At 71.7% G+C, this 13,565-nt stretch carries 14 protein-coding genes; 9 read left to right on the top strand and 5 right to left on the bottom strand.

Features of this window, described 5'->3' with window-relative positions; translation table 11 throughout:
* The first annotated feature begins 107 nt into the window (after positions 1-107).
* From D450_RS0100385 to D450_RS0100370, 4 genes are all read left to right on the top strand, one after another.
* Positions 108-1,349 (top strand): sugar ABC transporter substrate-binding protein, encoded by a 1,242-nt coding sequence (locus D450_RS0100385; protein ID WP_017536701.1) that lies wholly within the window; start codon positions 108-110, stop codon positions 1,347-1,349.
* A 7-nt stretch (positions 1,350-1,356) separates the two neighbouring features.
* Complete coding sequence (locus tag D450_RS0100380) at positions 1,357-2,961, top strand: ABC transporter permease subunit (RefSeq protein ID WP_152520766.1); 1,605 nt, start codon at positions 1,357-1,359, stop codon at positions 2,959-2,961.
* The gene (locus tag D450_RS0100375; RefSeq protein ID WP_017536699.1) at positions 2,961-3,884 is read left to right on the top strand and encodes a sugar ABC transporter permease; all 924 of its coding nucleotides are present in this window, start codon (positions 2,961-2,963) and stop codon (positions 3,882-3,884) included. The genes D450_RS0100380 and D450_RS0100375 overlap by 1 nt, the downstream gene beginning before the upstream one ends.
* A 121-nt stretch (positions 3,885-4,005) precedes the next feature.
* A complete protein-coding gene (locus tag D450_RS0100370) occupies positions 4,006-4,605 on the top strand; it encodes a hypothetical protein (protein ID WP_017536698.1) in 600 nt (199 codons plus the stop codon).
* Here the strand turns inward: D450_RS0100370 and D450_RS0100365 are convergent.
* A complete protein-coding gene (locus D450_RS0100365) occupies positions 4,602-4,964 on the bottom strand; it encodes a DUF6247 family protein (protein ID WP_017536697.1) in 363 nt (120 codons plus the stop codon). The two genes, D450_RS0100370 and D450_RS0100365, sit on opposite strands and share 4 nt — an antisense overlap.
* A 132-nt stretch (positions 4,965-5,096) precedes the next feature.
* Entirely contained in the window at positions 5,097-5,855 is a 759-nt protein-coding gene (locus D450_RS0100360) for a MerR family transcriptional regulator (protein WP_017536696.1), read from the bottom strand.
* Between the two features lie 146 nt (positions 5,856-6,001).
* Between D450_RS0100360 and D450_RS0100355 the strand changes: the two genes are divergently transcribed.
* On the top strand, positions 6,002-7,327 hold the full coding sequence (locus tag D450_RS0100355) for an erythromycin esterase family protein (RefSeq protein ID WP_241482995.1): 1,326 nt from the start codon (positions 6,002-6,004) through the stop codon (positions 7,325-7,327).
* A gap of 84 nt (positions 7,328-7,411) precedes the next feature.
* Here D450_RS0100355 and D450_RS0100350 read toward each other — a convergent pair whose 3' ends face one another.
* Both D450_RS0100350 and D450_RS0100345 read right to left on the bottom strand, forming a co-directional pair.
* On the bottom strand, positions 7,412-7,603 hold the full coding sequence (locus D450_RS0100350; protein WP_017536694.1) for a DUF397 domain-containing protein: 192 nt from the start codon (positions 7,601-7,603) through the stop codon (positions 7,412-7,414).
* Positions 7,600-8,415, bottom strand: coding sequence for a helix-turn-helix domain-containing protein (locus D450_RS0100345; protein WP_039819985.1), 816 nt, complete (start codon positions 8,413-8,415; stop codon positions 7,600-7,602). The genes D450_RS0100350 and D450_RS0100345 overlap by 4 nt, the downstream gene beginning before the upstream one ends.
* 213 nt (positions 8,416-8,628) lie before the next feature.
* Here D450_RS0100345 and D450_RS31655 point away from each other — a divergent pair, with 213 nt between their 5' ends.
* The 4 genes from D450_RS31655 (at position 8,629) to hemW (ending at position 12,750) form a co-directional block, all read left to right on the top strand.
* Positions 8,629-9,132: an ATP-binding protein gene (locus tag D450_RS31655; RefSeq protein WP_017536692.1), complete on the top strand. Its 504-nt coding sequence runs from the start codon at positions 8,629-8,631 to the stop codon at positions 9,130-9,132.
* Positions 9,133-9,307: 175 nt separating this feature from the next.
* Positions 9,308-9,808, top strand: coding sequence for a hypothetical protein (locus tag D450_RS0100335; RefSeq protein WP_241483000.1), 501 nt, complete (start codon positions 9,308-9,310; stop codon positions 9,806-9,808).
* Between the two features lie 65 nt (positions 9,809-9,873).
* Positions 9,874-11,400 (top strand): multicopper oxidase family protein, encoded by a 1,527-nt coding sequence (locus D450_RS0100330; protein ID WP_017536690.1) that lies wholly within the window; start codon positions 9,874-9,876, stop codon positions 11,398-11,400.
* 117 nt (positions 11,401-11,517) lie between these two features.
* A complete protein-coding gene (gene hemW / locus D450_RS0100325) occupies positions 11,518-12,750 on the top strand; it encodes a radical SAM family heme chaperone HemW (protein ID WP_026128295.1) in 1,233 nt (410 codons plus the stop codon).
* A 34-nt stretch (positions 12,751-12,784) separates the two neighbouring features.
* Here the strand turns inward: hemW and D450_RS34345 are convergent, their stop codons facing one another.
* Positions 12,785-13,102, bottom strand: coding sequence for a DUF4870 domain-containing protein (locus D450_RS34345; RefSeq protein ID WP_017536688.1), 318 nt, complete (start codon positions 13,100-13,102; stop codon positions 12,785-12,787).
* Positions 13,103-13,565: the final 463 nt, after the last annotated feature.

The raw sequence follows: 13,565 nt of genomic DNA, 5'->3' as shown, positions 1-13,565 counted from the left end.
GCCCAGCCCCGCCCCGCGGCAGGGGCGCCCGCACCGCCCCGGCCCCCGCCCTCCACCACCCCCGACCGCCGCCTCCGGCGGAGGCGGCCGAGACGAGGAGAACCCCCATGCGACCGAGAACCGCACCCCCGCGCGCGCTCGCCGGCGCCGCGGCCCTCGCCCTGGCGGCGACCGCCTGCTCCGGCGGAGGCGAGACCGCCGACGAGGCCGCGGGCACCCTGGTCATCTGGGCCGACCCCGAGCGCACCGACGTCCTGGCCCCCTTCGCCGAGGAGTTCGGCCAGGCCAACGGGGTCCAGGTCGACGTGCAGTCGCTCCCCGTCGACGACATCCAGGGCGACTTCGTCACCGCCCACGAGGCCGGGTCCGGCCCCGACATCCTCGTCGGCGCGCACGACTGGATCGGCAACCTGGTGCAGAACGGCTCCATCGACCCTGTGCAGCTCCCCGGGGACGCCCAGGAGCGGTTCGACCCGGGCGCCATCGACGCGGTCACCTACCAGGGCCGGCTCTACGGCGTCCCCTACGCCATGGAGTCCCTGATGCTCCTCCGCAACACCGAGCTCGCCCCCGACGCGCCCGCCACCATGGAGGAGCTGGTGGAGACCGGAACGGCGCTCAAGGACGACGGCGACGTCGAGGAGGCCCTGGGGGTCCAGGTCAGCCAGACCGGCGACCCCTTCCACCTGCAGCCGCTGTACACCTCGGCCGGCGGCTACCTGTTCGGCACCGACGACGAGGGCGACCCCGACCCCTCCGACCTGGGCGTGGGCACCCCCGAGTCGGTCGAGGCCATGGAGAAGATCGCCGAGCTCGGCGAGGAGGGCGAGGGCGTGCTCAAGCGCTCGATCGACTCCGACAACGTGGGCTCCCTCTTCGAGCGCGGCCAGACCCCCTACTTCATCACCGGCCCCTGGTCGCTGGCGGCCGTCAAGGACGCCGAGGTCGACTACGCGATCTCCCCGGTGCCCGGCTTCGAGGGCATGAACGAGGCACGGCCCTTCCTCGGCGCGCAGAGCTTCTTCGTCGCCTCCGGCGGCGAGAACAAGGTCCTGGCCGAGGAGTTCATCGTCAACAACGTGGCCCAGCCCGAGCTGGCCACCGCCCTGTACGAGGCCGACCCGCGCCCGCCGGCGCTGGTCGAGGTCTTCGAGGCCGCCGAGGCCGACGACCCGGACCTGGCGGCGATGATGGAGGCGGCCGAGGACGCCGAGCCGATGCCGGTCATCCCGGAGATGAGCGCGATCTGGGACCCCTTCGGCAAGGCCCAGGCGGCGGTCATCGGCGGCGAGGACCCCGAGCAGGCCGTCGCCTCCGCCGAGAAGGCCATCTCCGAGCAGATCGGTTGATCCGGTGGTGAGGAACGACGACGGGGCGGGCGCGCCCGCGAAGGCGCCCGCCCCCCTTCCCGGAGCGCGCCTGGCCCCCCGCGGCGGAACGGCCGGGCACCTGGTCAAAGCGGCACTGCTGGCCCTGTCCGCGGGGATCGCGGTGTGGGCCGCGCTCCCGCTGATCGCGGCCGGAAACTGGTTCGGGCTGGCCGCCGTGGCGACCGTGACCGCCGTGGTCTTCCGCGTGTACCTGTCCGAGCGGCACGTCCCCGCCAAGTACCTGCTGCCCGGGGTGCTGCTGCTCATCGCCTTCCAGGTGGTGCCGGTGCTCTACACCGTCGGCACCTCGGTGACCAACTACGGCGACGGGCACCGGGGCACCAAGGAGCAGGCGATCGCCCAGATCGAGGCCGCGTCGGTGGCCGAGAGCGAGGGCGGCCAGGACTACGTGCTCACGCTGGCGGCCCGCGGCGACGCTGCCACCGGAGAGCTGGTCTTCCTGCTCACCGGTGAGGGCGACCGGGTCCTCGCCGGCGACGAGGAGGGCCTGGAGCCGCTGCCGGGGGCGCGGACCGGCCCGACCGGCAAGGTCACCGAGGCGGGCGGGCTCACGCTGCTGACGGCCGCCGAGGCGGGCGAGCGCAGTGAGGAGATCTCGCAGCTGGCGGTCCCCGCCGGCGAGGGCGCCGGGATCCGCGCCAGCGGGCTCTCGGCCGCCTACGAGGGCCGGGCCACCCGGGTGTACGACGAGGGGTGCGACTGCATCACCGACAGCACCACCGGCGAGGTCTACACCGCCGACGACGAGCGCGGGGCCTTCGTCGGAGAGGACGGCGACCGCCTGTCCCAGGGCTGGCGGGTCGGCGTCGGCGCGGACAACTACGCGAGGGTGGCCTCCGACGCGGGCATCGCCTCGTCGTTCCTCTCCATCCTGGGGTGGAACGTGGTGTTCGCCGCCGGGACCACGCTCGGGGTGTTCGTGCTCGGGCTGGCGGTCGCGCTGGCGATGCACACCACCCGGCCGCTGCGCGGCAGGACCGCCTACCGGCTGCTGCTGGTGCTGCCCTACGCCATGCCGGCGTTCGCGATGATGCTGCTGTGGCGGGACATGTTCAACGCCGACTTCGGGCTCATCAACCGGATGCTCGGCCTGGACGTGGACTGGCTGGGCGGCACGGGCACCGCGCGCGCTGCGGCTCTGACCATCAACATCTGGCTCGGGTTCCCGTACATGTTCCTCATCGCCACAGGGGCGCTGCAGGCCATCCCGCGTGAGCTCGTGCAGGCGGCCCGCATCGACGGCGCGGGCGCCTGGCAGGCGTTCCGCAACGTCACCCTGCCCCTGCTGATGGTGGCGATGGCGCCGGTGCTGATCGCGACGTTCGCCTTCAACTTCAACAACTTCAACGCGATCTGGCTGACGACCGAGGGCGGTCCGTTCCCCGCGGACAGCCCCATGGCCGGGGCGACGGACCTGTTGATCACCTACACCTACCGGTTGGCGTTCGGCGGGCAGAGCGCGCAGTACGGCTACGCCGCCGCGATCTCGGTGTTCATCTTCCTCATCGTCACCCTGATCTCCTATGTCAGCCTGCGCAGGAGCGCGGCCCTGGAAGAGGTGAACCGCTGATGGCGCAACCGACGACGTCGTCCCCGGCCCCGCCGCGGCCGGCGCCGCCGGCGGCCGCGGCCGGCCCGGTCCGGCGGCGGTCCCGCCGCACGTCCGGCCACCTGTGGCGACACGTCTTCCTGCTGGCGATGACGGCCTTCGCGGCCTTCCCGGTGCTGTTCGTGGTCTCGGCGGCGCTGAACCCCCTGGGCACCCTGAGCAGCGCCCAGCTGATCCCCACGGGGGCGAGCGCGGGCAACTTCGTCCAGCTGCTGACCGAGACCCGCTTCCCGCGCTGGTACCTGAACTCGCTGGTGCTGGCGGTGTCGAACGCGGCGGCCACGGTGTTCCTGTCGGCCCTGGCGGCCTACGTGTTCAGCCGCTTCCGGTTCGCCGGGCGCCGGGCGGGGCTGTACGGACTGCTGATCATCCAGATGTTCCCGCAGTTCCTGGCGATCGTGGCGATCTACCTGATGTTCTCCACCATCACCGACCTGCGGCCCGAGATCGGCTTCGACACCCACTGGGGGCTGCTGCTCGTCTACATGGGCGGGGCGCTGAGCATCAACACGTGGTTGATGAAGGGCTTCTTCGACACCCTGCCCATCGAGCTCGACGAGGCGGCCCGCGTGGACGGGGCCACGCACGCCCAGATGTTCTTCCGGATCCTGGTGCCGCTGGTGACCCCGGTGCTGGCGATCGTCGGGCTGCTGGTATTCATCGCGACGGTCAACGAGTTCATCATGGCCAGCGTGTTCCTGCGCGACCCCGACTCCCAGACGGTCGCGCTGGGGCTCGCGGCGATGGTCGCCGACCAGAGGGACAGCAACTTCGGCATGTTCGCCGCGGGGACCCTGCTGCTGGCCATCCCGGTGCTGGCGGTGTTCTGGTACCTCCAGCGCTTCATCGTCGAAGGCCTGACCAGCGGAGCCGTGAAGGGGTAGGCGCACGGGGCGGTCCGGTGGCGCAAGGCGCGGCCGGGGAACCGGGTCCGGGCGGGGCGCGTCGGAGCTGCGACCGTGCCCGGACCCCTTCCACCGCCCGTCCAGCCCTAGGAGGCAGCCGGTGATCCCCCTGGTGAACGTCGACCCCCTGGTCGTGAGCGCCGTGGACAACGCGGACGAGCTGTTCGGAGGGCTCGCCTACGAGCTGCGGGACACCAAGGGGAGGGTTCTGGCCCGCGCCCACGAGGACCTCGGCGAGTCGGCCGGGAAGAGGCTTTTCCACTCGTTCACGCGCAGCATGATGAACACCCGGTCCCTGGTGGTCGAGGCCCCCGACGGCCAGGTGCTCCTGCTACTGGAGGAGCAGCGCACCCGGACGAAGTCCCGGACGTCGGTGAGCACGCCGGCGGGCGCCCTGATCGGCACCGTCACCCGCACCGACGACTCGGCCTTCCGCCGCCGGTTCGCACTGCACGACGCGGCGCACCGCAAGCTGGCCTCGCTGTCGACCGCCCCCAAGCCCATGTGGAAGGACTGCACGGTGCAGGGGCCGGGGAAGCGGTCCCTGGCCCGCATTCAGATCGGGGGCTACCGGAACCGCACACTGACCCACATCCCCGAATTCACCGTCCGCCAGCGCGAGCGCCTGCCCGACCCGCTGCCGCTCCTCCTGCGCGTGGCACCGATGCCGCTCGACTACGCGGAATGCGTGGACCACTAGAGAGCGCGTCCCGCGTCGGTGGCCGACTCGGCGAGGATCCGGGAGATCTCGGCGGCGGCCTTGCGCCGTTCCGAGCGCTCCCCGCCGTAGGCGACGATGCGCTCGCAATCACGCATCCTGGCGAGCCGGCCAGGCCGTCTGGCGACCGCGACCCACATCCACCAGTGCTCGACGAACTGATGCCCAGGGAGGAGACTGCGCTCGTCGCGCATCCTGTCGGCCGCCTCTGCCCAGTGGCGGTCGAATTTCGCCAGCGCATCCGGGGCCAGGCGGATGACGGCGAGCCTCAATGCCTCCGGGGTCTTATCCGGCATGGGGGAGGCAGGGGAGGTGCTCTCCGCGGCGAACCGGCCGTCCATCCGGCGTTCTCCTCGGCTTAGGGAGGGCACCGCCCTGACCGCCTGGTCCGGCGCGCACGTCAGTCCTCTCATGGTGACCTCGTGGGTGATGCTTCCGGAGAGTATCGGAGTGATTCCGGCGACGTTCCTGTTTCACGAGAGGCGGCATGGGCCTCCAGCCGTCCCCGTTGGCAGATGGTCGAGGTAGGCGTCCAGCTCGCGGGCGCCGGTGAGCATGGCCCGGCTGCGGTCGGTGATCCGGGTGCGCCACTCGTCGAGGGCCGCCTCCAGGTCCGCGGGGTCGCCGGCGCCCCGGAGGTGGTCGAGGAAGTCCGCGATCCGGGCGAGCAGGAAGCCTCCCCGGCGCAGTTCGCGGGCGGCGTGGGCGTCGCGGACGGCCTCGGGGGAGTAGACCCGGTAGCCGGTCGCCGGGTCGCGTTCCGGGCGCAGGACGCCCGCGCGCTCCCACGTGCGCAGGGACGCCGGGTGCATGCCGAGCTGGTGGGCGAGCGCCCCCACGGTCAGCGGGCGCCCGGTCCCCGTGCGCGGAGAGGAGGGGGTCGTCGGTGCCGAGAGCAGCGCGGCCAAGGCCTCGGCGACCTCGTCCAGGGTCTCCCGCTCGCGCAGCAGGCGGGCGTGGGCCTGGTCGATCACGCGGAACAGCGCCTCCTCGTCCCCCTCGTTGGCCGCGTGCAGCACCTCGGTGGCGGTCCGGTGTCCGAAGCCCCGCCGCAGTGCCAGGAACGCGCGCAGGGCCTGGGCGTGGTGCGGCCGGTACCGGCGGTGGCCGCTCTCAGCGCGCTCGGCGGGCGGGAGGATCCCCTGCTCCTCGTAGTTGCGGACCGCCTGGGTGGAGAGCCCGTGCTCGCGTGCCAGGTCGGTCGGCCGCAGCCGTGCGGGGGGCGGTGGCATGATCCTCCGGTTTAAGGTTCTTCTCGGAAAACAGGGAAACAGCGGCGAAAAATCTCAACCGTTCGTTCAAGGATACGGTTCAAGGCATCCCAGTCGGGGCGAAACCGGCCCCGGCCTCACGCAGCGATGAGAAGGGGTGAGTGGGGATGCCGGAACGAGGGACTCTCGGAGAGACGGGAATCCGCTTCACCGACGGAGAGACCGCGGCCGAGAGCGTCGACCGCTTCCTCGGAACGCTCGACCGTACGCCGGACCTGCTCGGGTTCGGAGAGCCGACGCACGGGGTGGAGGCCTTTCCGGACCTGCGCAACCACATCGTCGAACACCTGGTGCGGAACCGCGGGTACCGCTCCATCGCCCTGGAGAGCGGCTGCCCGGCCGGTGCGATCGCCGACGCCTACATCACCCGGGGCGAAGGAACACTGGACGAGGCCCTGGAGAAGGGGTTCAGCCACGAGTTCGGGTCCCTGCCCTCCAACCGCCGGCTACTGGCCTGGCTCAGGGAGTTCAACGCGGACCGGGACCCCGCGGACCGGGTGAGGTTCTACGGCTTCGACGGCCCGATGGAGATGATGTCCGCCCCGAGCCCGCGCGCTTCGCTGATGGGGGCGCACCGCTACCTGGTACGTCACCTCGGGGAGCGGCGTGTCCGGCACGATGCCCGGAGGGTGGACGCGCTGCTCGGCGACGACGCGGCATGGTCGAATCCGGCGGCGATGATGGACCCCGCGCAGTCGGTGGGGGACGGCGAGGAGGCGCGCGCCCTGAGGCCAGTGGCCGATGACCTCCTCGCCCTCCTGGAGGCGGAGGCACCCGGGCTGCGCGAGGAGAGCTCGGATGCCGGATACGAGCATGCGCACATGCTCGCCCGTACTGCCCTCGGGCTGCTCCGCTACCACGCCGCGATGGCGTCCTCGGGACCGGACCGGTTCGCGGACCTGTGCGGCCTCCGCGACGCGATGATGGCGGAGAACCTGGAGGCCGTCGCAGAGGCCGAGGCCGGGCGCGGGCCGTGTCTGGCATTCGCGCACAACGCCCACCTTCAGCGGCGGCGGTCCTCCATGGTCATGGGAGGGGAGCGGATGCACTGGTGGGGAGCCGGGGCGCTCGTCGCGCAGAAGCTCAAGGGGCGGTACGTCTTCATCGCCTCGGACATGGCCGAGGCGGAGGGACGCGACGCCGCCGAGGGCGACCCGGACAGCCTGCAAGGGGTCCTCTCACGGGCGGTCGCCGCAGGCGCGTCGCGCGCGCGGGAGGGGGCGCTCTTCCCGGCGGCGGGAATGGCCCAGGCAGGGTGGGACGGTCGGGTCCTCCAGGCCAGGAGTGACCTGAAGGACCCGCGTTACATCCCGCTGGACGGGATCGCCGGGACGGACGCCGTCGTTTTCATCCGGGGATGGGCCACAGAGCGCGCCCTCTGGGGTGAGGGAGTGGACGACGCAGACGCCGAGACGTCTCCCCGTTCGTCCTGACCCGGCGGGCAGGGCAGGGGCTCCCCCTTTGAGGAGGGCCCCGCCCGCGTCTGGGTGGGGCCGCGTTGTCATGGCGGGGGCGTGTCAGAGCCGCCCGGCCCGGAGGGCGCCCAGGAGGGAGGTCCACTGGTGGCGGGGGAGGTCGATCGTGCCGAGGGGGCGGTTCTGGGTATCTCTGACCTGCACAGTCTCACCGGGGGCGGGGGAGCGCACCTCGACGCAGTTGGCGTCGCCGCCGGTGCTGTAGCCGGACTTGGTCCAGTGCTGTTCGATCATCGTGCGTACTCTTCTCTGATGTTCTCGATGAATTCCCGAGAAGGGAAGTCGGGAAGGGCGGATCCGCGGAGGTCGCCGAAGACCCGTGCGTAGTCGTCGACGACCGATTGGTCGTCGAACGGGTGCCCGGTGGCCCGGGTCTCGGTATAGACCACCTCGCCTCGTCCTGGGGCCTTGATCAGCTTGAAGGTACCCTCCAGGCCGGGGTGCCCCGGTGTGCCGAACGGAATGATCTGGATGGACACGTTCGGCAGGAGCGCGAGCTCCATCAGGTGGTCCAGCTGTTCGACCATGGTGTCGAGGGTTCCGACGAGGTGGCGCAGGACCGCCTCATCGAGAACGAGCGCGTAGCTGGGGGGTTCTTCGCGGGAGAGGATCTGTTGCCGTGCGAGGCGGGCCAGTACGGCGTTCTCGATCTTGTCGTCACTGTCCCTGGGGCGGCCGACGCGAATGAGCGACCGCGCATAGCGTTCGGTCTGCAAGAGGCCGGGGAAGGAGCACAGGCGGTATTCGCGGATCTCAGAGGCCGATGCTTCCAGCGCCGCGACATCCCGGAAGTAGGCGCTGAGGCCGTTCGGGGTGAACAGCGAGTCCCAAAGGGAGAGAAGTGCGCCGTCGGCGGTCAACGCGGCGTCGATGAGTTGCGCTTTGTCGCGTTTGGGGTTTTTCTCCCCGCGCTCGATCACACCGATGTAGGTCGGCGAGAGGAACGCCTTTCGAGCCAGGTCTCGCTGGGTCATCCCGGTCCTCTCCCGGGTCCGATGAAGTTCGATGCCGAAACGCTTCTTCGCCTGACCGGGTGAGTACACCATGGAACCACTATCGGCCACTCTTCGCGGCCTGTAAACCACTATGCCCCTCGGAAGTGAACCTGGTGGGGGTCTTCAGCGTCAACGCTGGTCAGTGCTGCGAACATCCGAGGTGAACGCGATCGAAAGTCGCCGCTCCCGCTTCGGCCGGTGCCAGTTGTGCACTAATTCAAGTGGTCAGCAGGAGAGGCGACGCTTCCCCCTGGAGGAAGCCCTATGGCTGACGTACGTGACGTCGTCGCACACGAATGGGCCCTGCCCTGCCCGGAGGGGGTCGGGCTCCGGCGCGAGTTCGCCGAACTCGCCCTGGGGTGCATGGGGGTCCCCGACCCTCTCGTGCGGGACGGAGGGCTCATGGCCTCGGAACTGCTGACCAACGCCGTCGAGCACGGCCGCGCGCCCGCCTCGATGGTGGCGTGGAAGAGCGAACTCGGCTGCGCGGTCCTGGAGGTGCGCGACGCGGGCGGCTCCCTGCCGGTGCTGCCCTCGGCGATCTCCCCCGACGAGGTCGGATGGGAGCGCGGTTCCGGGTGGGGCCTCGCCCTGGTCACCCGGTGCTCCGGTGGCCGCTGCGGGGTGGAGCCCCTGGAGCCGGAACCCGGGAAGTCCGTGTGGTTCGGCCTCCCCATCGCGGGGTCCCCGGATGCCCAGGTCCTCCGTGCCCAGGTCGCGGCCCGTATCGCCACTGGAAGGAGGGCGCCGGCGGTGCGCATCCGGTGACCGCGCACGGACCCGGGTGCCCCGTCGGAGGGGGCGGGGCACCCGGTCGGCCGCCGGGCCGTCGATTGGCCCCACGCCCCCTCTCGTGTGAGGTGTTGCACGTGCGAACGGTGAGTATCCGGTCCCCTACATGCGGCAGTCTGGGATCCGACACGGGCAGGGAAGCGGGGTGACCATGCGGCCGAAGGGGATGCGCACTCGGTCGCCCCATCGTGGCGGTGCGGCGTTCGCGGCCGTGTTCTCCGCGATCCTGCTCATGATGCTCGCCTTGGCCGCGCACCACGGCACCGTGCCGCGGGTGGCGCTTCAGGAGAGCGCGCCGGCATCGGCGACGACGGCCGTCTCTGAGGCCGCACAGCACCGCACCGGCCCTTTCGGAGTCGGCCCTGCCGGATCAGAGCAGGCCGCCCCCGGCCTCGCGGCCGCGTCCCCGTCCGGCCACGAGCACGGCGGGCACGACCACGTCGGCCACGAAGGCTCGGACGACCAGGGCGACTGCGGCCCGGCGTCGGGCACCTGCCAGAGCGCGAAGGTCACCGTCGACGTCGCGCTGCCGCCCCGCGCCCGGCTCGTGCTGCCGAACGCACGACCCCTGCCGCCCGTCGTCGCCCACCCCGCGAGCGCGGCTCTTCCCACCCCGCCTGACCTGGCAGAACTGTCGATTCTACGGATCTAGTACCCGGCGCCCGGCGCCTGCCGACCCGATCCGTATCCACCTTTCACGCGAAGGACAGTTCAGTCATGCCCAAGTTCAGCCGTCGCTCGTTCATCGGTGCGGGCCTCGCCGTCTCCGGCCTCGGCCTGACGGCCGCCTGCGGGCGCAGCGGCGCGTCCGGCCCCTCCGGCGCCCTCGTCAAGCCCACGGACCCGATCGTCGACGCCGTCGAGAAGGAGCGCCCCGCCTCCGGCAAGGAGCGCGCGTTCACCCTGCGCGCCGCCGAGACCGAGCTCGACCTCGGCGGACGCACCGTGCGGACCTGGAGCTACGGTGACGCGCTGCCCGGCCGGGAGCTGAGGCTCACCGCCGGCGACACGATCAAGGCAACGCTGGAGAACCGGCTCCCGGACCCGACCTCCGTCCACTGGCACGGGCTGGCCATGCGCAACGACATGGACGGCGTCCCGTCCGTCACCCAGGCGCCGGTGAAGCCCGGCGAGGACTTCACCTACCGGTTCATCGTGGACACCCCCGGCACCCACTGGTTCCACCCGCACGTGGGCACCCAGATCGACCGGGGCCTGTACGCGCCGATCATCGTCGAGGACCCCGACGAGCCGCTCGCCTACGACGAGGAATGGGTCGTGATGCTCGACGACTGGCTCGACGGGGTCGACGGCGCCACCCCCGACGACGTCCTCGACGAGGTGCGGGGCGGCATGGACCACGGCGGCCACGGCATGGGCCACGGCGACGAAGGGCCCATGCGGATGGGGGCCATGCTCATGGGCGCGAGCAGTGACCTGCTGGGCGGCGACGCCGGGGACGTCTACTACCCGGTGCACCTGGTCGACGGGCGGCCCGGGGCCGACCCCCGGACGTTCTCGGCCAAGCCGGGGGCGCGGGTCCGGATCCGCCTGGTCAACGCCGGGGGCGACACCGCCTACCGGGTGGCCCTGGGCGGGCACCGCATGACGGTCACGCACACCGACGGCTACCCGGTCGAGCACCGCGAGGTCGACGCCGTTCTGCTGGGCATGGGGGAGCGCTACGACGTCCTGGTGACCCTGGAGGACGGGGTGTTCCCGCTGGTCGCACTGGCCGAGGGCAAGGACATGACGGGGAGGGCCGTCGTGCGCACCGGATCGGGGGAGGCGCCGAAGGAGGACGTGCGGCCCGACGAGCTGGACGGCGAGGTCGTGCACGCCACCGAGCTGGCCGCCGACCCGCAGGTCCGTCTGGAGCGGCGGAGCCCGGAGACCGAGCACGAGATCGAGCTGACCGGGAGCATGGCGGCCTACGACTGGGCGCTCAACGGGCGCCGGTTCGACCGTGAGGACCCGACCAGGGGCGCCTTCAAGGTCGAGCAGGGGCAGCGGGTGCGGCTGGTGTTCAAGAACTCCACGAAGATGTGGCACCCGATGCACCTGCACGGCCACACCTTCCAGGTCGGCAAGGACGGACCGCGCAAGGACACCTTGATCGTGCTGCCGGGCCGGTCGGTGGAGGTCGAATTCGACGCAGACAACCCCGGACGGTGGCTCGTGCACTGCCACAACATCTACCACGGTGAGGTCGGGATGATGGGCCTGGTGGCCTACACGGCTTAGCCGCCGGCGGGGACGCGCCTGCGCTCCCCGGCGGCAACGGTCCGGGGGCCCGCGCCGCCCGGACCGTTGCCCCGTTGTCGGGCGCGGTCATCGGTCCCGATCACCGACACTGGAGGCATGCCATCTGTTGTCCTCGACGGCGATCCCGTTCCGTCGGACGGTTCCCTGCCCGACGCCTCCCTCCGAGGGGTGGGGCGGCGGCCGTTCGGTGTGTACGTCCACGTCCCCTTCTGCGTCACGCGCTGCGGGTACTGCGACTTCAACACCTACACCGCTGAGGAGCTCGTCTCCCGCGACGGAACCGCCACCGCGACCCGGGACGGCTACGCGGACCTGGCCGTGCGCGAGGTGCACCTGGCCCGGCGGGTGCTCGGGGACGCCGACGTGCCCGTGCGCACCGTGTTCGTCGGCGGCGGTACGCCGACCCTGCTTCCGCCCGAGGACCTGGGCCGGGTCCTGGCGGCGATCGACACGGAGTTCGGCCTGGCCCCCGGCGCCGAGGTCACCACCGAGGCCAACCCTGAGACCGTCGACGCCGACTACCTCAAGCGCCTGCGCGATGCCGGCTTCACGCGCGTCTCCTTCGGGATGCAGAGCGTCCGCCCGCACGTACTGAAGGTCCTGGAGCGCACCCACACCCCCGGACGGCCCCAGCAGTGCGCCGCGTGGGCACGCGAGGCCGGGTTCGAGCACGTCAACCTCGACCTCATCTACGGAACCCCGGGCGAGACCGACGACGACTGGCGCGCCTCGTTGGAGGCCGCCCTAGAGGCCGACCCCGACCACGTCTCCGCCTACTCCCTCATCGTGGAGGAGGGCACCCGCCTGGCGGCGCGCGTGCGCCGGGGCGAGCTCCACGCCCCCGACGACGACGTGCTGGCCGACCGCTACCTGATCGCCGACTCGGTCCTGGAGGGCGCGGGCCTGCACGCCTACGAGGTCTCCAACTGGTCGCGCGGCCCCGAGTCCCGCAGTGAGCACAACCGCCTGTACTGGACCGGCGGCGACTGGTGGGGCGTGGGCCCCGGCGCCCACAGCCACGTCGGCGGCACCCGCTGGTGGAACGTCAAGCACCCGGCCGCCTACGCCGCCCGCCTGGCGCAGCACATCTCGCCCGGCCACGCGCGCGAGGTGCTGACCGAGGACGAGCGCCGGTTCGAGCGCATCCTGCTGGAGCTGCGCATCGCCGAGGGCTGCTCCCTCGACCTGCTCGACGACGACGGGAGGGCGGCCGCCGCGCGCGCGGTGGGGGAGGGCCTCCTGGACGCCTCCGCACACGAAGGCGGCCGCGCCGTCCTCACACGGCGCGGCCGCCTGCTGGCCGACGCGGTGGTCCGCGACCTCACCTGAGGGCGCGGACCCCGCGCGGCCCGGTCCCGCGGTCCTACTTCGCGACGGGGATGGAGAAGGGGTACGTGAACCAGACCCCCTTCTTGGCCTCCGAGTTGGCCTTGATGCCGAAGTAGATGGCCAGGCCGAGGGCGACGAGGTAGGTGAGGATGCCGATGATCACGAACATCAGGAGCCCGCTGACGAAGTAGGCGATGATCATCGCGATCTGGAAGTTGGTCGCCTGGGCGAGGTGGTGCTTGGTGAACGGCGACGCGTCGCTCTTGGCGAAGTAGAGGATCAGCGGGAGCAGCGGGATGAAGGCGCCGCCGATGTGGGCCGCCGCGACCAGGCCCTCCTCGCCGGGAGCCATCTGGCCGTGCTGCTGGCCGTACCCCTGATGGCCGTAGGCCTGCTGCTGGTACCCCTGCTGCCCGTACACCTGGTCGTAGCCGGGCTGCTGGTAGCCGCCCTGCTGGCCGTACCCCTGCTGGGGGTAGGGCTGCATCTGCTGGCCGGGCTGGCCGCCGGTGGGCTGGCCGTAGCCGGGCTGCGGCGGCTGCTGGGGCTGCTGGCCGTACCCCGGCTGGCCCCCGGTGGGCTGGCCGTAACCGGGCTGGGGCTGCTGCTGCGGCGGCTGCGGCTGCTGGGGCGCCGGGGGCTGCCCGTAGCCGGGCTNTGCTGGCCGTACCCCTGCTGGGGGTAGGGCTGCTGCCCGCCGTAGGGGTCGGGCTGGGGTGGGTAACCCATGGTCGGACTCCTCGCTCGTTCAGGTTCGTTGCGGCGATGGGGGTCTGCGGCATGCGCAGAGGAGCGGTCGCCGGCCGGAGGTCAGG

This window comes from Nocardiopsis halophila DSM 44494 (assembly GCF_000341245.1).
Classification (GTDB): Bacteria; Actinomycetota; Actinomycetes; order Streptosporangiales; family Streptosporangiaceae; genus Nocardiopsis_A; species Nocardiopsis_A halophila.
Note: the sequence above shows the minus strand (reverse complement) of the source record. Positions and strands in the feature narration are given on the sequence as shown.